General features: G+C 69.8%; 20 protein-coding genes and 3 tRNA genes. 12 read left to right on the top strand and 11 right to left on the bottom strand.

Features of this window, described 5'->3' with window-relative positions; all coding sequences use genetic code 11:
• Nucleotides 1-85 precede the first annotated feature (85 nt).
• Both P8627_RS14740 and P8627_RS14735 read left to right on the top strand, forming a co-directional pair.
• On the top strand, nucleotides 86-307 hold the full coding sequence (locus P8627_RS14740) for an EF-hand domain-containing protein (protein WP_279965019.1): 222 nt from the start codon (nucleotides 86-88) through the stop codon (nucleotides 305-307).
• A 308-nt stretch (nucleotides 308-615) separates the two neighbouring features.
• Entirely contained in the window at nucleotides 616-2,373 is a 1,758-nt protein-coding gene (locus P8627_RS14735; RefSeq protein ID WP_279965018.1) for an acetolactate synthase 3 large subunit, read from the top strand.
• 3 nt (nucleotides 2,374-2,376) lie between these two features.
• On the opposite strand, the gene P8627_RS14730 is transcribed toward P8627_RS14735, so the two are convergent.
• From P8627_RS14730 to P8627_RS14720, 3 genes are all read right to left on the bottom strand, one after another.
• Nucleotides 2,377-2,700: a hypothetical protein gene (locus P8627_RS14730; RefSeq protein ID WP_279965017.1), complete on the bottom strand. Its 324-nt coding sequence runs from the start codon at nucleotides 2,698-2,700 to the stop codon at nucleotides 2,377-2,379.
• Nucleotides 2,701-2,778: 78 nt separating this feature from the next.
• On the bottom strand, nucleotides 2,779-3,159 hold the full coding sequence (locus P8627_RS14725) for an EF-hand domain-containing protein (protein ID WP_279965016.1): 381 nt from the start codon (nucleotides 3,157-3,159) through the stop codon (nucleotides 2,779-2,781).
• A 274-nt stretch (nucleotides 3,160-3,433) separates the two neighbouring features.
• Nucleotides 3,434-3,853, bottom strand: coding sequence for an EF-hand domain-containing protein (locus tag P8627_RS14720; RefSeq protein WP_279965015.1), 420 nt, complete (start codon nucleotides 3,851-3,853; stop codon nucleotides 3,434-3,436).
• 164 nt (nucleotides 3,854-4,017) lie between these two features.
• Here P8627_RS14720 and ilvN point away from each other — a divergent pair, with 164 nt between their 5' ends.
• The 3 genes from ilvN (at nucleotide 4,018) to P8627_RS14705 (ending at nucleotide 6,011) form a co-directional block, all read left to right on the top strand.
• Entirely contained in the window at nucleotides 4,018-4,584 is a 567-nt protein-coding gene (ilvN, locus tag P8627_RS14715) for an acetolactate synthase small subunit (RefSeq protein WP_279965014.1), read from the top strand.
• A gap of 87 nt (nucleotides 4,585-4,671) precedes the next feature.
• Nucleotides 4,672-5,790, top strand: coding sequence for an aromatic ring-hydroxylating oxygenase subunit alpha (locus P8627_RS14710; protein ID WP_279965013.1), 1,119 nt, complete (start codon nucleotides 4,672-4,674; stop codon nucleotides 5,788-5,790).
• Nucleotides 5,787-6,011 carry a hypothetical protein gene (locus P8627_RS14705; RefSeq protein WP_279965012.1) on the top strand — a complete coding sequence of 75 codons (225 nt, stop codon included), beginning with the start codon at nucleotides 5,787-5,789 and terminating at the stop codon, nucleotides 6,009-6,011. Before P8627_RS14710 ends, P8627_RS14705 begins: the two co-directional genes overlap by 4 nt.
• Nucleotides 6,012-6,024: 13 nt before the next feature.
• On the opposite strand, the gene coaD is transcribed toward P8627_RS14705, so the two are convergent.
• From coaD to P8627_RS14685, 4 genes are read right to left on the bottom strand one after another with little or no spacing between them, the layout of a single operon-like run.
• On the bottom strand, nucleotides 6,025-6,519 hold the full coding sequence (coaD, locus tag P8627_RS14700; protein WP_279965011.1) for a pantetheine-phosphate adenylyltransferase: 495 nt from the start codon (nucleotides 6,517-6,519) through the stop codon (nucleotides 6,025-6,027).
• Between the two features lie 52 nt (nucleotides 6,520-6,571).
• Nucleotides 6,572-6,865 carry a hypothetical protein gene (locus P8627_RS14695; RefSeq protein WP_279965010.1) on the bottom strand — a complete coding sequence of 98 codons (294 nt, stop codon included), beginning with the start codon at nucleotides 6,863-6,865 and terminating at the stop codon, nucleotides 6,572-6,574.
• A gap of 37 nt (nucleotides 6,866-6,902) precedes the next feature.
• Nucleotides 6,903-7,340 carry a CBS domain-containing protein gene (locus tag P8627_RS14690; RefSeq protein ID WP_279965008.1) on the bottom strand — a complete coding sequence of 146 codons (438 nt, stop codon included), beginning with the start codon at nucleotides 7,338-7,340 and terminating at the stop codon, nucleotides 6,903-6,905.
• A 54-nt stretch (nucleotides 7,341-7,394) separates the two neighbouring features.
• Nucleotides 7,395-8,282 (bottom strand): LysR family transcriptional regulator, encoded by an 888-nt coding sequence (locus P8627_RS14685; RefSeq protein ID WP_279965006.1) that lies wholly within the window; start codon nucleotides 8,280-8,282, stop codon nucleotides 7,395-7,397.
• A gap of 108 nt (nucleotides 8,283-8,390) precedes the next feature.
• Here P8627_RS14685 and P8627_RS14680 point away from each other — a divergent pair, with 108 nt between their 5' ends.
• The 7 genes from P8627_RS14680 to mmsB all read left to right on the top strand — a co-directional run bounded on the left by P8627_RS14680 (nucleotide 8,391) and on the right by mmsB (nucleotide 15,550).
• Entirely contained in the window at nucleotides 8,391-9,887 is a 1,497-nt protein-coding gene (locus P8627_RS14680; RefSeq protein ID WP_279965004.1) for a CoA-acylating methylmalonate-semialdehyde dehydrogenase, read from the top strand.
• Between the two features lie 80 nt (nucleotides 9,888-9,967).
• Nucleotides 9,968-10,300 (top strand): cupredoxin domain-containing protein, encoded by a 333-nt coding sequence (locus P8627_RS14675; protein WP_279965003.1) that lies wholly within the window; start codon nucleotides 9,968-9,970, stop codon nucleotides 10,298-10,300.
• A 217-nt stretch (nucleotides 10,301-10,517) separates the two neighbouring features.
• Nucleotides 10,518-11,093: a L,D-transpeptidase gene (locus tag P8627_RS14670; protein WP_279965002.1), complete on the top strand. Its 576-nt coding sequence runs from the start codon at nucleotides 10,518-10,520 to the stop codon at nucleotides 11,091-11,093.
• A gap of 78 nt (nucleotides 11,094-11,171) precedes the next feature.
• Nucleotides 11,172-12,299, top strand: a complete 1,128-nt coding sequence (locus tag P8627_RS14665; protein WP_279965000.1) for a carboxylate-amine ligase — start codon at nucleotides 11,172-11,174, stop codon at nucleotides 12,297-12,299.
• A 104-nt stretch (nucleotides 12,300-12,403) separates the two neighbouring features.
• Entirely contained in the window at nucleotides 12,404-13,543 is a 1,140-nt protein-coding gene (locus P8627_RS14660; protein WP_279964998.1) for an acyl-CoA dehydrogenase family protein, read from the top strand.
• Between the two features lie 94 nt (nucleotides 13,544-13,637).
• Nucleotides 13,638-14,681, top strand: a complete 1,044-nt coding sequence (locus tag P8627_RS14655) for an enoyl-CoA hydratase/isomerase family protein (protein ID WP_279964996.1) — start codon at nucleotides 13,638-13,640, stop codon at nucleotides 14,679-14,681.
• Nucleotides 14,678-15,550 carry a 3-hydroxyisobutyrate dehydrogenase gene (mmsB, locus tag P8627_RS14650; RefSeq protein ID WP_279964994.1) on the top strand — a complete coding sequence of 291 codons (873 nt, stop codon included), beginning with the start codon at nucleotides 14,678-14,680 and terminating at the stop codon, nucleotides 15,548-15,550. Before P8627_RS14655 ends, mmsB begins: the two co-directional genes overlap by 4 nt.
• A gap of 99 nt (nucleotides 15,551-15,649) precedes the next feature.
• Here the strand turns inward: mmsB and P8627_RS14645 are convergent.
• From P8627_RS14645 to P8627_RS14630, 4 genes are all read right to left on the bottom strand, one after another.
• Nucleotides 15,650-15,726 (bottom strand) — tRNA-Asp (locus tag P8627_RS14645).
• A gap of 29 nt (nucleotides 15,727-15,755) precedes the next feature.
• Nucleotides 15,756-15,832 (bottom strand) — tRNA-Asp (locus tag P8627_RS14640).
• Between the two features lie 29 nt (nucleotides 15,833-15,861).
• A tRNA-Asp gene (locus tag P8627_RS14635) sits at nucleotides 15,862-15,938 on the bottom strand.
• A 113-nt stretch (nucleotides 15,939-16,051) separates the two neighbouring features.
• Nucleotides 16,052-16,990 carry a pirin family protein gene (locus P8627_RS14630; protein WP_279964993.1) on the bottom strand — a complete coding sequence of 313 codons (939 nt, stop codon included), beginning with the start codon at nucleotides 16,988-16,990 and terminating at the stop codon, nucleotides 16,052-16,054.
• Nucleotides 16,991-17,089: the final 99 nt, after the last annotated feature.

Here is a 17,089-nt window from a genome sequence, read left to right as displayed (position 1 = left end):
CCTGTCCCGTGACGCGGCTTCCGCTTTGCTGGACGGCAGGCGGGCCACGACGCCCGCCGGCAAACCGAAACCAGGGAGTTACGTTATGAAAACGCTCACCAAGATCTGCGCCGCGGCGCTTCTGACGGCGGCCCCGGCCTGGGCCCAGGACGCCGATGGCGACGGGATGGTCACGATGGAGGAACTCGTGGCCCAGTACCCCGACGTGACCGGCGAGATGTTCGCCAGCATGGACACCGATGGCGACGGTGCCCTGAACGAAGACGAGATCGCCGCGGCCGTCGAGGCGGGAATGCTTCCCTCGTGACCGCCTCGGCCCGGGCGCAGCCGCGCCCGGGCCTCTTGCGCCACGCCCCCGGCCCGCCGCGACCAGACGCCGCGCCCCGCGCAATAAACGACAAGAAATCGCCGCAGACGTGCAACTTTCTCCAGCGGGCTGGTTGACCCCCCCGTCCCCATCGGTATGGATGATTCCCGAACGGAGTGGATGATGAACCTATCTCTCGTAGTCATTGGGCCAGGGTGCATGGGTCGCGAATAGCGGCAGCCATATCGGCAACCATGCGCCCCCGGAGCTGACCCCTCCGGGGGTTTTTCGTGGAAAGGGACGGACGGATGAGCAGCAAGCAGATGACCGGCGCGCAGATGGTCGTGAAGGCGCTCAAGGATCAGGGCGTCGACACGGTGTTCGGCTATCCCGGCGGCGCCGTGCTGCCGATCTATGACGAGATCTTCCAGCAGAACGATATCCGCCATTTCCTCGTGCGCCACGAGCAGGCCGCCGTGCACGCCGCCGAGGGCTATGCCCGCTCGACCGGCAAGATCGGCGTCGCGCTGGTGACCTCGGGCCCCGGCGCGACCAACGCGGTGACCGGGCTGACCGACGCGCTGATGGATTCGATCCCGATCCTCGTGCTGTCGGGCCAGGTCCCGACCTTCATGATCGGCTCCGACGCCTTCCAGGAGGCCGATACCGTCGGCATCACCCGCCCCTGCACCAAGCACAATTGGCTGGTGAAGGAGACCGACCGCCTGGCCCCGGTCCTGCACGAGGCCTTCCACGTCGCCCAGAGCGGGCGGCCGGGCCCGGTGCTGGTCGACATCCCGAAGGACGTGCAATTCGCCTCCGGGCAATATGTCGGGCCGAAGCAGATCAAGACCTCGCATTACCAGCCGCGCATGAAGGGCGACGCGGAGGCGATCGAGCAGATGGTCGAGGCCATCGAGACCGCCGAGCGCCCGGTCTTCTATACCGGCGGCGGCGTCATCAATTCCGGCCCCGCCGCGAGCCAGCTCCTGCGCGAACTGGTCGAGGCCACGGGCTTTCCCATCACCTCCACGCTGATGGGCCTCGGCGCCTATCCCGCCTCGGGCGACAAGTGGCTGGGGATGCTCGGGATGCACGGCCTCTACGAGGCCAACATGGCCATGCATGGCTGCGACCTGATGCTGAATATCGGCGCGCGCTTCGACGACCGGATCACCGGGCGTCTGGACGCGTTTAGCCCGCTCTCGACCAAGGTCCATGTCGATATCGACCCCAGCAGCATCAACAAGGTGGTCAAGGCCGACATCCCGATCCTAGGCGATGTGGGCCATGTTTTGGAGGACGCGCTGCGCGTCTGGAAGGCGCGCGGCCGCAAGGTCAACCGCGAGGCGCTGCAGAAATGGTGGGCCCAGATCGAGCAGTGGAAGACCGTCGACTGCCTGGCCTTCACGCAGGACGGCCCGAACATCCGGCCCCAGTACGCCGTCGCCCGGCTCGAGGCGCTGACCAAGGGGCATGACCGCTACATCTGCACCGAGGTCGGCCAGCACCAGATGTGGGCCGCGCAATATCTCGGCTTCGAGGACCCGAACCGCTGGATGACCTCCGGGGGGCTCGGCACCATGGGCTACGGCCAGCCGGCCGCGATGGGGGTGCAGGTCGCGCACCCGGATGCGCTCGTCATCAATGTCGCGGGCGAGGCCTCCTGGCTGATGAACATGCAGGAGATGGGCACGATGGTGCAGTATCGCCTGCCGGTGAAGCAGTTCATCCTCAACAACGAACGGCTCGGCATGGTCCGCCAGTGGCAGGAGCTTCTGCACGGCGAGCGCTATAGCCAGTCCTGGTCCGAGGCGCTGCCCGATTTCGTCAAGCTGGCCGAGGCCTTCGGTGCCAAGGGCATCCAGTGCGCCGACCCCGCCGACCTGGATGACGCGATCATGGAGATGATCGAGCATGACGGCCCGGTCGTGTTCGACTGTCTCGTCGAGAAGCACGAGAACTGCTTCCCGATGATCCCCTCGGGCAAGGCGCATAACGAGATGCTGCTCGCCAATGCCGAGACGCAAGGCGCCATCACCGCGACGGGCGCGGTGCTGGTCTAGGGCTCACTCCAGGACGTAGGTGCCGGCCTCGGCGAGGCCGGTCATCGTCGCCAGCTCCGTCTGCTCCAGCACGCCGGAATCGTCGCCGTCCCATCCGGCCCAGAGCGACTGGCTGATCTCGACGATGCTCCAGGTGCCGCTCTGGTCCATGTCCCAGGCCTCCGGCAGGTCGAACCCGTCGATGTCGCCGGCTTCGAACTGGCCGTCGCCGTCGCGGTCGAGCTCCTGCAGCGGGGACAGCATGGCCCAGCCCAAAACCGTTTGGGCCGAAGCGGGGGCGGCGAGCGCAAGGGCGAGCGCGGCGTTCAGGGCAAGGCGTGTCGTCATGGCGGATCTCCATTTTTCCTGATCCGCCAGCTAGGGCGGGGCGGCGGCCCAGCCAGACGCCGCCCCGCCCCCACGCGCCTATTGCGACAGCATGCCGCCGGTCGCGAGATCGGCGTCGATCATCGCCATCTCGCTCGCCTCGATCGCGCCGCTGCCATCGGTATCGTAGCGGTTGAAGAGCAGGGCGTTGTATTCCGTGCTGTCCACGCCGCCATCGCCGTTGAGGTCCATGTTGACCCATTCGCCGACCTCGGCCGGCCCCGCGGTCCATTCCGCCTCGTCCAGAAGGGCGTCGCCATCGGTGTCGAAGCCGCCATGCGTGCCCATCGCGCCGAAACCCGCGTTGAATTCCTCGGGGCTCAGCGCGCCGGAGCCGTCCATGTCCCAGGCCCCATGGCCCATCGCGAAAGCTCCGGTGGTCGCCGCAAGCAAGGCGGCGGTGGTCAATATCCGTGTCATGTCATCTCTCCTGTCGAACCCCCGGGCGCGTGGCCCGGGCCATGGGGCGGTTCTGCGCCGCGGCGGCCCGCCGCTCCACCCGGGGGCGCGGCCCGGCGCCCGATCCGCCGTCGATCCGCGCAAGGCGGGCGGAAAGCAGCGCAAAGGATGCACGGATCGCCGCCGGGCCCGCGCTTGACAGGCGGCGGCGTGCCGACGGAGGGCGGAACGCGAAAGGGGCGGCCCGTAGGACCGCCCCCGAACATCCGCGCCAGGCGCGACGTTCTGCGAGATATCACTCGCTGCGCTGGAAATAGCCGTCGTAATCGGTCGTCAGCACGGTGAACTCGTCCCCGTCGATGAAGCCCGAGTCGTCGGCGTCGTAGATCGACAGGACACCCTCGGCGAGTTCCTCCTCGTCGATCATGCCGTCGGCGTTGATGTCGAAATTGGTCTCGACCTCGGGATTGACCTCGGCCAGACGCGCGGTCACGGGACCGAAAGCGGCCTCGTACTCCTCCATCGACAGCATGCCGTCATTGTCCGTGTCGAACCGCGCGACGGTGAAGTTGTCGTTGAATAGGTTGCGATACTCGGCGCCGGTCAGCTGGCCGTCGCCATCGACGTCGTAGCTCATCATGACCATCTGGGCCGAGGCGGGCGCGGCCAGCATCATGGCGATGGCGGCGGCGGTGAGACGTGCAGGGGTCTTCATGTGTAAACTCCTGAGGTAATTGCAGGTTTCCCGCGGCGGCGCGTCCGCCGCGGACATGGTGAAAACGACGATCCCCCCGGTGCGGGTTCCAAATTTCTCGCGGCGCTTTCCAAGCGCGGCGAAATTCGGCAAGAAACCGCGAGGCCGCCCCAAGGAGAGACCCGATGTCGCCGCTCAAGCTCAAGAAGGGCTCCACCAGCCATTCCGCCTACAACCTGCGCCCGACCTTCTCGGACGTGCAGGAGCGGCACACCATCGCCGTGCTCGTCGACAACGAAGCCGGCGTCCTGGCCCGCGTGATCGGCCTCTTCTCGGGGCGCGGCTACAATATCGAAAGCCTCACCGTGGCCGAGGTCGACCACGAGGGGCACACCTCGCGCATCACCATCGTCACCACGGGCACCCCGCAGGTGATCGAGCAGATCAAGGCGCAGCTGGGCCGGATCGTGCCGGTCCACGACGTCCACGACCTGACCGTCGAGGGCCCGGCGGTCGAGCGCGAGCTGGCGCTCTTCAAGGTGCACGGGACCGGCGACAAGCGGATCGAGGCGCTGCGCCTGGCCGAGATCTTCCGCGCCAACGTCGTCGACAGCACGCTCGACAGCTTCGTCTTCGAGATCACTGGCGACGTGGGCAAGATCGACGCCTTCGCCGATCTGATGCGCCCGATCGGCCTGGTCGAGATGGCGCGCACCGGGGTCGCCGCCCTGTCGCGCGGCAGCACCGCCTGATCGCGCCGCGGGCGCGTCGCTCGTGGACAAGACAGCCCCGAGCCGGGCCTTCCACCCTTCTGGTGACGGAACGGGAGGAGTGGGCCCATGAAGGATATCGACGCGCTCGCCGCCGTGCGCCAGCCGATCGGGCGGGCGAGCGGTCTGCCCAATGCCCATTACACCGACGCCCAGACGATCCGCGCCGAGACGGCGGCGATCCTGCACGGAAGCTGGGCCGGGATCGGCGTCGCCGCGCAGGTGCCGCAGAACGGCGACGCCGTGCCCATCGATTTCGCGGGCGCGCCGCTCCTTCTGCTGCGCGACCGCGCGGGCCGGGTCCGCGTCTTCCAGAACGTCTGCCGCCACCGCGGCATGATCCTCGTCTCCGAGCCGCGCCGCATTGAGGGCGCGATCCGCTGCCCCTACCATTCCTGGTGCTACTCGACCGAGGGCCGCCTGGTCGCCACGCCCCATGTCGGCGGGCCGGGCCGCAACAGCGACGCCCGGATCGACCGCGACGGGCTGGGCCTGATCGAGGTCGCCGCCCATGTCTGGCGCGACGTGGTCTTCGTCAATCTCGACGGCACCGCCCCGCCCTTCCCGGAGGTCCACGCCGCCGCCATCGCCCGCTGGGCGGAATTCGACCAGCCGCTGCACCATGACGGCCGCGATTTCGAGCTGGCCGTCGCCTGCAACTGGAAGCTCGCCGTCGAGAATTACTGCGAAAGCTATCACCTGCCCTGGATCCATCCCGGGCTGAACGCCTATTCGCGGCTCGAGGACCATTACCATATCGAAGGCGACGGCTTCTCGGGCCAGGGCACGTCGGTCTACCGCCAGCTCACCGACGGCGCGACGCGCTTTCCGGATTTCGACGGGTTGCCTGCGAAATGGGACCGGGCGGCTGAGTATCTCAGCCTGTTTCCCAACGTGCTGCTGGGCACGCATCGCGACCATGCCTTCGCGATCGTCCTGATGCCCGACGGGCCCGACCGGACGCGCGAGCAGGTGCATTTCTACTATGCCACACCCGATCCGGATGTCGCGCTCGCCGACCGGAACGCGGCGCAATGGCGTGCGGTTTTCGAGGAGGATCTGTTCGTGGTCGAGGGGATGCAGCGCGGCCGCGCGGCCCCGGGCTTCGACGGCGGACGCTTCAGCCCGGCCATGGACGGCCCCACCCACGCCTTCCACGATTGGGTGGCGGCCAAGCTGGGCGCATGAGGGACGCGAGCCCCGACGCCCGCCTCGATGCCGCCCTGCTGGCGGCGCATGAGGCGGGCGACGGCGCGCGCCTGATCGGCCTCTACGCGCAGGCCGCCGAGCGGGCGGACGCACCGGCCCGGCCCTTCTTCCTGACGCAGGCCTGGGTCCACGCGCTCGAAGCCGGGGACACGCGCGCCGAGGCGCTGGCCGCGAAGCTGCGCGCGATGGGCCGCCTCTGACCGCGCGATGGGCCTAACGCGCGAACTTGCGCATCAGCGCGTCGCGCACCGGGGGCGTGACGAATTTCGACACGTCGCCGCCCAGCCGCGCGATCTCCTTCACCAGCTTCGAGGCGATGGCCTGGTGCTCGGTATCGGCCATCAGGAAGACGGTCTCGATCTCGTCGTTCAGCTTGCGGTTCATGCCGACCATCTGAAACTCGTATTCGAAATCCGCCACCGCGCGCAGGCCGCGCACGATCACCTGCGCGCCCACGTCCACGGCGCAGTCGATCAGCAGGTTCTCGAACGGGTGGGCGACGATCTCGGTGCCGGTCCGCTTGCACCAGTGCCGCGCCTCGGCGGTGACCATCTCGACGCGCTCCTCCAGCGTGAAGAGCGGGCTCTTGTCGCGGTTGATCGCCACGCCGATGACCAGTCGGTCGACCAGCCGGCAGGCCCGCTCGATGATGTCGATATGGCCGTTCGTGATCGGATCGAACGTGCCCGGATAGAGCCCGATGCGCATGGGTGCCCCCGCAAGATTGTTGCGTCCTGCGTGGCACGGCCCCGCCCGCGGATCAACCGGCCTTGCCGCGCCAGCGCAGGCTCCGCCGGTTCAGCGCGTCCAGATCGGCCCGCCCCGCCAGCACCGCCTCGCCCAGCGCCACGGCGCGGGCCAGCACGTCGTCGGGGGCATGGGCATAGGCGGGGCGCCTGGGGATCGCGTCGTACCAGACGCCGCCGGTCGCGTGATCCAGCAGGATGCGCTGGAAGCAATGGTTCAGATGCACGGGCCAGCCGGGCCCCGCCGCCTCGGGCAGGTCGCGGTTCGTCAGCTGCTTCCAGCGGTCCTCCAGCGCGGCGCGGTCCATGGCGCCGAAGATGGGGCCGCGCGAGCGGGCGTCCAGATCAGGTATGGCCGCCGATCATCTGCTCCAGCGCGTCCTTCTCCATCGAGACCTCCGACAGCCGCGCCTTGACCACGTCGCCCAGCGAGATCAGCCCGACCAGCAGCCCGTCCTCCTCCACCGGCATGTGGCGGAAGCGTCCGGCGGTCATGCGGGTCAGGATCTCCTGAGCGTCGTCGCCCGGGCGGCAGGTCTGCACGTCCGAGGTCATCAACTCGGAGACTTTGCGGTCCATCATCGCGCCGCCCTGGCGGCCCATCTCGCGGACGATGTCGCGCTCCGACAGGATCCCCGCGGCGCGGCGCCCGTCCTTCGACACCACCAGCGCACCGATCTTGCGCGCGCCCAGCTCGGCCACCGCATCGGCGATGGTGGCCTGCGGATCGATGGTCAACACGCCGGTATTGGCCTTCGAGGCGAGGATTTGCGTCACGAACATGGGGCCACCTCCATCTGGCTTGTCCCGCCAGCGTCCGCGCGACGCCGCGTCAAGTCAAGCGGCGGCTGCCCGCGCCTCCAGCCGGGCGATCTCGACGCGGATGCGCTCGGCCAGCAGGTCGGCCACCGCATCGAAGGGCGCGCCGGTCGTGTCGGCATGGCGCACCAGGTGGAAGGCCCGGCTGAGCCCCGCCTCGGGCAGCACCGGGACCACGGCCGGGTCGGCGGCGCGCATGAAGTCGTGGACCACGCCCACCCCGGCCCCGGCACGGATCAGCGCCCATTGCAGGTTGGCTGAGTTCGAGGCGAGATCCGGCGCGCCCAGCCCCAGCTCGCCCAGATGGTCCAGATCGGGGTCGAAGATCATGTCCGGGATATATCCCACCCGGTCCGCGTCCCGCAGGCTGTCGCGCGTCACCGGCCCGTGCGCGGCCAGCCAGTCGCGATGCGCCGCGAGCCCGAGCCGGTAGTCGCAGATGCGCCGCACGATCAGCCGCCCCGCCGCGGGCGCAGAGACGGTGATCGCCATATCCGCCTCGCGCCGCGACAGGTCCAGCAGCCGCGGCAACGCGACGATGTCGAAGGCGAGGTCGGGATGGTCGCGGCGCAGGCCCGCGCAGACCTGCGGCAGGACGTGGCTGCCGATGCCGTCCGGCGCGCCGATCCGGACCCGGCCGGCCAGCTTCGCGGGCCCCGACAGCGCCGCGCGGCCCGCGCGGGCCCCTGCCTCCATCGCCTCGGCATGCGGCATCAGCCCCTGCCCCGCCCCAGTCAGCGCATAGCCCTGCGGCGATTTCACGAAGAGCGCCGCGCCCGCCGCGGCCTCCAGCCGTCGCACCCGGCGGCTCAGCGTGGCGGGATCCAGCCGCAGCCCACGCGCCGCCTCGGTCAGGCTGCCCGCGCGCGCGACGCTCAGGAAAATTCGCAGGTCGTCCCAGTCCATACGCCCATACGTACCGACAAAACCGCAAGACGGTCCAGCGGGATCGTCTCTGTTTCCGCCGCCATCCAGCGCGTAACCTCCGCGGCGGATGCTTTCTGGGAGGATGCCATGCAACAGATCGGACATTGGATCGACGGCGCGGAGGCCGCGGGCGCGGGCCGCCGCGCGGATGTCTTCAACCCCGCCACTGGCGAGGTGCAGGCGCAGGTCGCGCTTGCCTCTAAGGACGAGCTCGACCGCGCGGTCGCCATCGCCGAGGCGGCCCAGCCCGCCTGGGCCGCGACCAACCCGCAGCGCCGCGCTCGCGTGCTGATGAAATTCGTCGACCTGCTGAACCGCGACATGGACAAGCTGGCCGAGGCGCTGTCGCGCGAGCACGGCAAGACCCTGCCCGATGCCGCCGGCGACGTGCAGCGGGGCCTCGAAGTCGTCGAGTTCTGCATCGGCGCGCCGCATCATCTGAAGGGCGAGTTCACCGACAGCGCGGGCCCCGGCATCGACATGTATTCCATGCGCCAGCCGCTGGGCGTCACCGCGGGCATAACGCCCTTCAACTTCCCCGCCATGATCCCGATGTGGATGTTCGCGCCCGCCATCGCCTGCGGCAACGCCTTCATCCTGAAGCCCTCCGAGCGCGACCCGTCGGTGCCGCTGATGCTGGCCGCGCTGATGGAGGAGGCGGGCCTGCCCAAGGGCATCCTGCAGGTCGTGAACGGCGACAAGGAAGCGGTGGACGCGATCCTCGACCACCCGGTCATCCAGTCGGTGGGCTTCGTCGGCTCCACCCCAATCGCCGCCTATATCTACGAGCGCGCCTCCGCGAACGGCAAGCGCGCGCAATGCTTCGGCGGCGCGAAGAACCACATGATCATCATGCCCGATGCCGACATGGACCAGGCCGCCGACGCGCTGGTCGGCGCGGGCTACGGTGCGGCGGGCGAGCGCTGCATGGCGATCTCGGTCGCCGTGCCCGTGGGCGAGGAGACCGCCGACCGCCTGATCGAGAAGCTGGTCCCGCGCGTCGAGGCGCTGAAGGTCGGCCCTTACACCGCCGGCAACGACGTCGATTTCGGCCCCGTGGTGACGGCCGCGGCGAAGGAGAACATCCACCGCCTGATCCAGTCCGGCATCGACGCGGGCGCCGAGCTCGTCGTCAACGGGCGCGACTTCAAGATGCAGGGTTACGAGGACGGCTTCTTCGTGGGCGCGCATCTGTTCGACCGCGTGACGAAGGACATGGAGATCTACCAGAAGGAGATCTTCGGCCCCGTACTCTCCTGCGTGCGCGCGCAGACCTACGAGGAGGCGCTGGGCCTCGCCATGGACCACGAATACGGCAACGGCACCGCGATCTTCACCCGCGACGGAGACGCCGCGCGCGACTTCGCCAAGCGCGTGAACGTGGGCATGGTGGGCGTCAACGTGCCGATCCCGGTGCCGCTGGCCTACCACACCTTCGGCGGCTGGAAGAAATCCATGTTCGGCGATCTCAACCAGCATGGCCCCGATGCCTTCCGCTTCTACACCCGCACCAAGACGGTCACCGCGCGCTGGCCCTCGGGCATCAAGGAAGGCGGCGAGTTCTCGATCCCCGTGATGGAGTAGGTCACGATCGCGTGGCGGCGGTTGATCGGTCGCGGCGGGAAGAGGAGGATGACGCCGGGCAACCGGAAAGGATCCCTCCCATGACACTCACCCGCCGCAACGTTTTGACCGCCGCCGCCGCTCTGCCGCTGGCCGCGACGATGGCGACCCGGGCCCGGGCCGCCAGCCATGAAGTCACGATCCGGAATTTTCGCTTCACCCCCGCCACGCTGGCCGTCGCCCCCGGCGACACGGTGACCTTCACCAATCGCGACGGCGCGCTGCACAGCGCGACCTCGACGCAGGCGGGCCTCTTCGACACCGGCGCGCTTCAGGCGGGGCAATCCGCCTTGGTGACCGTCGATTTCCGCGGGGATGCCGCGTATTTCTGCAAGTTCCACCCGCGCATGACCGGCAGCCTGTCCTCGAGTTGATCCGGCCCCCCGACGGCGCGTCGGGGCTCCGGCCAGTCACTCCCGGCGCGGAACGGGCGCGATGCCGGCCCAAGCGGAACGACTAAGGCGGGCGGCGGAGGCGCGGCCCGTCGGCGGGGCGGCGCCGACGTCCCCGCCCGCGAAGATGTGAACGGCGCGGCCCTTCCACGACGGGCGCGTCGCTGCTAGCAGAGCGAAAATTTCGGAGCAGTAACCGATGACCCACAGCACACGCCGAAACCTCATGCTGGGCGCCGCCGCGGCGCTCGCCGCCCCCGCGCTCGCCCGTCCGGCCCTCGCGCAATTCGCGCCGATCGGGCAGGACATCGCCCGCCGCAACACCTCCAGCTTCGAGATGATCGACTGGCGCGAGCATTTCGACGGGCTGGGGAAGGCCACCATCATCTGCGACACCAACAGCCGCGCGCTGCATTTCTGGTCGGGCGACGGCTCGGATTACCGTCTCTACCCGACCTCCGTGCCGATGTCGGACGAGCTGACCCGTCGCGGCTATACAGAGATCGTGCGCAAGAAGGTCGGCCCGACTTGGACCCCCACCGCCGCCATGCGCGAGCGCGACCCCACGCTGCCCGATTTCATGGAGGCCGGACCCGGCAACCCGCTGGGCACGCATGCCATGTATCTCAGCTGGCCCGCCTACCTGATCCACGGCACGCATGACACGCGCAAGATCGGTCGCCGGTCCTCCTCGGGCTGCATCGGCCTTTACAACGAGAAGATCGCCGAGCTCTTCGCGCTGACGCCCATCGGCACGCAGGTCCGCGTGATCTAACCCACGGTGCGCGGCGGAATTGACGCTTGCCGCCGCCGCGTGAATGGCCATCCTGCTCCCTCCAAGAGGGGGAGCGCGATGTCCGAGCCTGACTTCACCATCGGGATCGAGGAGGAATACCTCCTCGTCGACCCCGAAACCGGCGCGCTGGTCGAGGCGCCCGACGCGCTGATGGAGGCGGCGTCCGACCGGCTGGGCAGCCAAGTCAGCCCCGAATTCCTGCAATGCCAGATCGAGGTCGGCACCGGCGTCTGCGCGAATGTGGGCGAGGCGCGCGACGATCTCAAACGCCTGCGCGCCACGGTGGCCGAGCTGGCGGGCCAGCACGGGCTCGCCCCCATCGCCGCCTCCTGCCACCCGTTCTCGGACTGGCGCGACCAGCATTTCACCCCGAAGGACCGCTACCGCGAACTCGCCCGCGACCTGCAGGCCGTGGCCGAGCGGATGCTGATCTGCGGCATGCATGTCCATGTCGGCATCGTCGACGAGGAGACCCGCATCGACCTGATGGCGCAATTCGCCTATTTCCTGCCCCACCTGCTGGCGCTCTCGGCCTCCTCGCCCTTCTGGCAGGGCGACGAGACCGGGCTCGACAGCTACCGCCTGACGGTCTTCGACAACATGCCCCGCACCGGGCTGCCGCCGACGCTGTCCAACTGGTCGGATTGGCGCCGCTCGGTCGAGACGCTGGTCGAGCTGGGCGTGATCGAGGACGGCACGAAGATCTGGTGGGACCTGCGCCCCTCGGACAATTTCCCGACCGTCGAGACGCGGATCTGCGACGTCTCTCCGCGGCTCGAGACCACGCTGACGCTGGCCGCGCTGGTGCAGGCGACGATGCGGCGGCTCTGGCGGCTGCGGCAGGCGAACCAGCGCTGGCGCGTCTACGACCGGTTCCTGATCGACGAGAACCGCTGGCGCGCGATGCGCCACGGCGTGCGCGGCGGGCTGATCGATTTCGGCCGCCGGCAGATCGTCCCACTGCCCGATCTCGTCGAGGAATGGCTGGAGCTAATCGCCGAGGATGCCGAGGCGCTGGGCTGCACCGCCGAGGTGGCCCGCGCCCGCGACATCGCCCGCGGCGGCAACGCCGCCGACCGCCAGCGCGAGATCTTCGAGGCCGCGCGCGCGGACGGCGCGGACAAGACCGATGCCGGCCGCGCAGTCGTGGCCCATCTGGTCGAGACCTTCGGCGCCGATCTCTAGCGCTGCGGCGCCGCGCCGCCGCGGCCGCATCCGCCTTTGACAGGGCCGCCCCCGCGGCGCTAATTGAACGGGTGTTCAAATCAGGTCACGGGAGGGACCGGGTGATGGATTTCGCACTTTCCGAGGAAAGCCAGGCCATCTTCGACATGGCCCGCGATGTCGGCCGGTCCGAAATCGCGCCCCATGCCCGCGACTGGGAAGCGGCAGGCGACATCCCCAAGGCGCTCTGGCCCAAGCTGGCCGAGCTGGGCTTCGGCGGGCTCTACGTCTCCGAGGCGTCGGGCGGCGCGGGGCTCAGCCGCCTCGACGCCACCCTGGTCTTCGAGGCGCTGAGCCAGGCCTGCCCCTCGACCGCCGCCTTCCTGTCGATCCACAACATGTGCGCCAAGATGATCGACGGCTTCGGCTCGGAGGAGCTGAAGGCGAAATACCTGCCCAAGGCGCTGACCTGCGAGACCTTCTTCTCCTATTGCCTGACCGAGCCCGGCTCGGGCTCCGACGCGGCGGCGCTGAAGACCCGGGCGGTCAAGACCAACGACGCCTGGCGGCTGACCGGCACCAAGGCCTTCATCTCGGGCGGCGGCTATTCGGACGCCTATATCGTCATGGCCCGCTCGGGCGACGCGGGTCCCAAGGGCATCAGCGCCTTCGTGGTCGAGGACGGCGCGGAGGGCCTGTCCTTCGGCGGGCTCGAGGACAAGATGGGCTGGCGGGCGCAGCCCACCCGGCAGGTCCAGTTCGACGACTGCCCCACGCCGCTGGGCAACCTCCTGGGCGAAGACGGCCACGGCTTCCGCTACGCCATGGCCGGGCTCGACGGCGGCCGCCTCAACATCGCGGCCTGCTCCTTGGGCGCCGCGCAACAGGCGCTGGACCAGACGGTCGATTACGTGCGCGAACGCAAGGCCTTCGGCCAGAGCCTCGCCGAGTTCCAGAACACCCAGTTCCGCCTCGCCGAGATGGAGATCGAGCTGCAGGCCGCGCGCACCTTCCTGCGCCAGGCGGCGTGGAAGCTCGACAAGGGCGCGCCGGACGCGACCAAGTTCTGCGCCATGGCCAAGAAATTCGTCACCGAGGCCGGGTCCGAGGTCGTCGACGGCTGCCTGCAGCTGCATGGCGGCTACGGCTATCTCGGCGATTACGGGATCGAGAAGCTGGTGCGCGACCTGCGGGTGCACCAGATCCTCGAGGGCACCAACGAGATCATGCGCCTGATCGTGGCGCGGCAGATGCTGGCGGCGTGAGCCGTCTCGGCGCGTCTTCGCCGCGCCGACCCGCCGGGGGGCGCCGCCCCCCGGGCCCCCCGAAGTATTTCCGGACCCATGATGAGGCTGGGCCATGAGTTCCGAGATCGACATCCGCATCGAGGGCCGTGCGGGCCGCATCACGCTGAACCGGCCCGACGTGCTGAACGCGCTGAGCTGGGAGATGTGCCTCGCCATCGAGGCCGCGCTGGACGCCTGGCGCGACGACGCGGCGGTCGCGCTGGTGCTGATCGATGGCGCGCCGGGCCGCGCCTTCTGCGCCGGCGGCGACATCGCCCAGATGCACCGCGCCGGGACCGAGGGGCGCTACGATTACGGCCGGCGCTTCTGGGCGGACGAATACCGGATGAACGCCAAGCTCTTCCATTTCCCGAAGCCCGTGGTGACCTTCCTGCACGGCTTCACCATGGGCGGCGGCGTGGGCGTGGGCTGCCACGGGTCGCACCGGATCGTGGACGCGATCTCGCGCATCGCCATGCCGGAATGCGGCATCGGGCTGGTGCCCGACGTGGGCGGCTCGCTGATCCTGGCCCGCGCGCCGGGGCGGCTAGGCGAGTATCTCGCGGCGACAGGCGCGCGGATGGGCCCGGGCGACGCGATCCATGCGGGCTTCGCCGACTATTTCGTGCCCGAGGGCTGGGACGCGCTGAAGGCCCGGCTGATCGAGACGGGCGCGCCCGCGGCGGTGGATGCGGCGGCCTCCGCGCCGCCGGAGGCCCCCTTGGCCGCCGCGCGGACCCAGATCGACACGCTCTTCGCGGGCGACACGCTGGGCGATATCTGGCGCGCGCTGCAGGGCGCCGAAGGCGCGCTGGCCGAAGAGGCACGCGCCGCGCTCGCACGCAATTCGCCCCTCTCGATGGCCTGCGCCGTCGAGATGCTGCACCGGCTGGGCGACGATCCCACGATCGAGCAGGCGCTGGGCCTCGAATACCGCTTTACCTTCCGCGCGCTGGAACATGCCGATTTCGTCGAGGGCATCCGCGCGCAGATCATCGACAAGGACCGCAGCCCGCGCTGGCGGCATTCCGGCCCCGACGCCGTGCCACCGCTCGACGTGTCGCGCATGCTGATGCCGCTGGGGCCCGACGCCCTGCAACTGGAGGAGACGCCATGAAGGTCGCATTCATCGGATTGGGCAACATGGGCGCGCCCATGGCCCGCAACCTCGCCCGCGCGGGCCACGCGGTCACCGGCTACGACACCGCCGCCCCCGCGCCCGAGGGCGTGACCCCGGCCGACAGCGCCGCCGCGGCGGTGGACGGGGCGGAGGTGGTCGTCACCATGCTGCCCAATGGCGAGATCCTGCGCGCCGTCGCCGAGGAGGTGATCCCGGCGATGGCGGAGGGCGCGACGCTTCTCGATTGCTCGACCGTCGACGTGGCCTCCGCCCGCGCCGTTGCCGCGATGGCCGAGGCCCGCGGTCTGGGCGCGCTCGACGCGCCGGTCTCGGGCGGGATCGGCGGCGCGGATGCGGGGACGCTGACCTTCATGGTGGGCGGCACGGCGGCGGCGCTGGCGGCGGCCGCGCCGCTGCTCGACGTGATGGGCGGGCGCACCGTGCATTGCGGGCCGGCGGGCAACGGGCAGGCGGCGAAGATCTGCAACAACATGATCCTCGGCGCGACGATGGTCGCCACCTGCGAGGCCTTCGCGCTGGCCGACAAGCTGGGGCTCGATCGGCAGGCGATGTTCGACGTCGTCTCGACCTCGTCGGGGTCCAGCTGGTCGATGAACACCTATTGTCCCGCGCCGGGCGTGGGTCCGAAATCGCCCGCCGACAACGACTACACACCCGGCTTCGCGGCCGATCTGATGCTCAAGGACCTGCGGCTGAGCCAGCAGGCGGCGGAGGCGGTCGACTGCCCCACGCCGATGGGCGCCGCGGCGACGCGCGAATACGCCGCCTTCGTGGAGCATGAGGACGGCAGGGGTCGGGATTTCAGCGCGATGCTGCCGCGCTTGAACGCGAGGGGCCGCGGCTGAGCGCACTGAAACAGGCACCCTGCCCGGTGGTCCGGCGCTCCGGCAGCGCCAGCCGCGGTCGGCGAGCCCGGAGGGCGTTCGTGCAAGGATGGAAATTAGTGGCGCGGTTGACGGGGCTCGAACCCGCGACCCCCGGCGTGACAGGCCGGTACTCTAACCAACTGAGCTACAACCGCGCATCGGACGGGAGGTTTGGGCAAGCGAGTGGCGCGGTTGACGGGGCTCGAACCCGCGACCCCCGGCGTGACAGGCCGGTACTCTAACCAACTGAGCTACAACCGCGCATCGGACGGGAGGTTTGGGCAAGCGAGTGGCGCGGTTGACGGGGCTCGAACCCGCGACCCCCGGCGTGACAGGCCGGTACTCTAACCAACTGAGCTACAACCGCGCAGCTTGCCCGCCGTTCCCGGCGTGAGCGGGGGTGTAAGGCCGCGATCCGGGCGCGTCAAGCGGCCCCGGACGGGATTGTCGCAGGCCGCCCGGCCGGCCCCGCGCGGCGCCTTACCGGTCCGGCAGCGGGATATGCTCCGCATCGTCGCCGGGCGGGAGCTGGAACCGGCCATGCCGCCAGTCGCCCGCGCGCCAGGCCTCCTTCGCGGCGTCGATCCGGTCCTGCGAGGAGGCGACGAAATTCCACCAGATGAAGCGCGGCCCCTCCAGGGTGTCGCCGCCGAGCAGCATCACCCGCGCCCCCGCCGCCCCCGCCTTCAGCGACAGCCGGTCGCCGGGGCGGAAGACCATCATCCGCCCGGCCTCGAAGGTCTCGCCGGCGATGGCGACCTCGCCCTCGACGACATAGACGCCCCGGTCCTCGTGATTGTCGGGCAGCGGGATCGCCGCGTGCGGCTGCAGCACGGCATCGGCGTAGAACATCGCGGAGGCCGTCTCCACCGGCGCCCGCGCGCCCCAGGCCTCGCCCAGGATCAACCGCACCGCCTTGCCCTCGCCGTCGAGCATCGGCAGCGCATCGGCCGGCGCATGTTCGAAGGCCGGCGCGCGATCCTCGTGATCCTTGGGCAGCGCCACCCATGTCTGGATCCCGAAGAAGGGCATCGGGTCGGTCTGCGTCGCGTCGTCGGTGCGCTCGGAATGGGTGATGCCATGCCCCGCGACCATCCAGTTTACGGCCCCGGGCTCGATCCAGGCATCCGTGCCCAGGCTGTCGCGATGATGCATCCGGCCGCGGAACAGATAGGAGATTGTGGCCAGCCCGATATGGGGATGCGGCCGCACGTCCATACCACGCGACGGCAGGAATTCCGCCGGTCCCATCTGGTCGAAGAAGATGAAGGGGCCGACCATCCGGCGCGCGGGTGCGGGCAGCGCGCGGCGCACCTCGAAGCCGCCCAGGTCGCGGGCGCGGGGCACGATGACGGTCTCGATGGCGTCGACCTCGTCGCCCATGGGGCAATGCGGGTCCAGCGCGGGGTTCCAGCTCATGGCGTCTCCTTTCCGGCACCGATGCTAGGCCCATCGCCCGCGCCGCGCATCCCCGCATCGGCGCACGGGACTTGCGCGGACCGACCGCTGCCGCCAGAC

It is taken from the genome of Jannaschia sp. GRR-S6-38 (assembly GCF_029853695.1).
GTDB classification, from domain to species: domain Bacteria; phylum Pseudomonadota; class Alphaproteobacteria; order Rhodobacterales; family Rhodobacteraceae; genus Jannaschia; species Jannaschia ovalis.
This window is presented reverse-complemented; position numbering and strand designations above follow the sequence as displayed.

Bases quoted from the DNA above. Each gene is read 5' to 3' on its own strand.
- P8627_RS14740 (WP_279965019.1), top strand. From the start codon at position 86: ATGAAAACGCTCACCAAGATCTGCGCCGCGGCGCTTCTGACGGCGGCC.
- P8627_RS14735 (WP_279965018.1), top strand. From the start codon at position 616: ATGAGCAGCAAGCAGATGACCGGCGCGCAGATGGTCGTGAAGGCGCTC.
- P8627_RS14730 (WP_279965017.1), bottom strand. From the start codon at position 2,700: ATGACGACACGCCTTGCCCTGAACGCCGCGCTCGCCCTTGCGCTCGCC.
- P8627_RS14725 (WP_279965016.1), bottom strand. From the start codon at position 3,159: ATGACACGGATATTGACCACCGCCGCCTTGCTTGCGGCGACCACCGGA.
- P8627_RS14720 (WP_279965015.1), bottom strand. From the start codon at position 3,853: ATGAAGACCCCTGCACGTCTCACCGCCGCCGCCATCGCCATGATGCTG.
- ilvN (WP_279965014.1), top strand. From the start codon at position 4,018: ATGTCGCCGCTCAAGCTCAAGAAGGGCTCCACCAGCCATTCCGCCTAC.
- P8627_RS14710 (WP_279965013.1), top strand. From the start codon at position 4,672: ATGAAGGATATCGACGCGCTCGCCGCCGTGCGCCAGCCGATCGGGCGG.
- P8627_RS14705 (WP_279965012.1), top strand. From the start codon at position 5,787: ATGAGGGACGCGAGCCCCGACGCCCGCCTCGATGCCGCCCTGCTGGCG.
- coaD (WP_279965011.1), bottom strand. From the start codon at position 6,519: ATGCGCATCGGGCTCTATCCGGGCACGTTCGATCCGATCACGAACGGC.
- P8627_RS14695 (WP_279965010.1), bottom strand. From the start codon at position 6,865: ATGGACCGCGCCGCGCTGGAGGACCGCTGGAAGCAGCTGACGAACCGC.
- P8627_RS14690 (WP_279965008.1), bottom strand. From the start codon at position 7,340: ATGTTCGTGACGCAAATCCTCGCCTCGAAGGCCAATACCGGCGTGTTG.
- P8627_RS14685 (WP_279965006.1), bottom strand. From the start codon at position 8,282: ATGGACTGGGACGACCTGCGAATTTTCCTGAGCGTCGCGCGCGCGGGC.
- P8627_RS14680 (WP_279965004.1), top strand. From the start codon at position 8,391: ATGCAACAGATCGGACATTGGATCGACGGCGCGGAGGCCGCGGGCGCG.
- P8627_RS14675 (WP_279965003.1), top strand. From the start codon at position 9,968: ATGACACTCACCCGCCGCAACGTTTTGACCGCCGCCGCCGCTCTGCCG.
- P8627_RS14670 (WP_279965002.1), top strand. From the start codon at position 10,518: ATGACCCACAGCACACGCCGAAACCTCATGCTGGGCGCCGCCGCGGCG.
- P8627_RS14665 (WP_279965000.1), top strand. From the start codon at position 11,172: ATGTCCGAGCCTGACTTCACCATCGGGATCGAGGAGGAATACCTCCTC.
- P8627_RS14660 (WP_279964998.1), top strand. From the start codon at position 12,404: ATGGATTTCGCACTTTCCGAGGAAAGCCAGGCCATCTTCGACATGGCC.
- P8627_RS14655 (WP_279964996.1), top strand. From the start codon at position 13,638: ATGAGTTCCGAGATCGACATCCGCATCGAGGGCCGTGCGGGCCGCATC.
- mmsB (WP_279964994.1), top strand. From the start codon at position 14,678: ATGAAGGTCGCATTCATCGGATTGGGCAACATGGGCGCGCCCATGGCC.
- P8627_RS14630 (WP_279964993.1), bottom strand. From the start codon at position 16,990: ATGAGCTGGAACCCCGCGCTGGACCCGCATTGCCCCATGGGCGACGAG.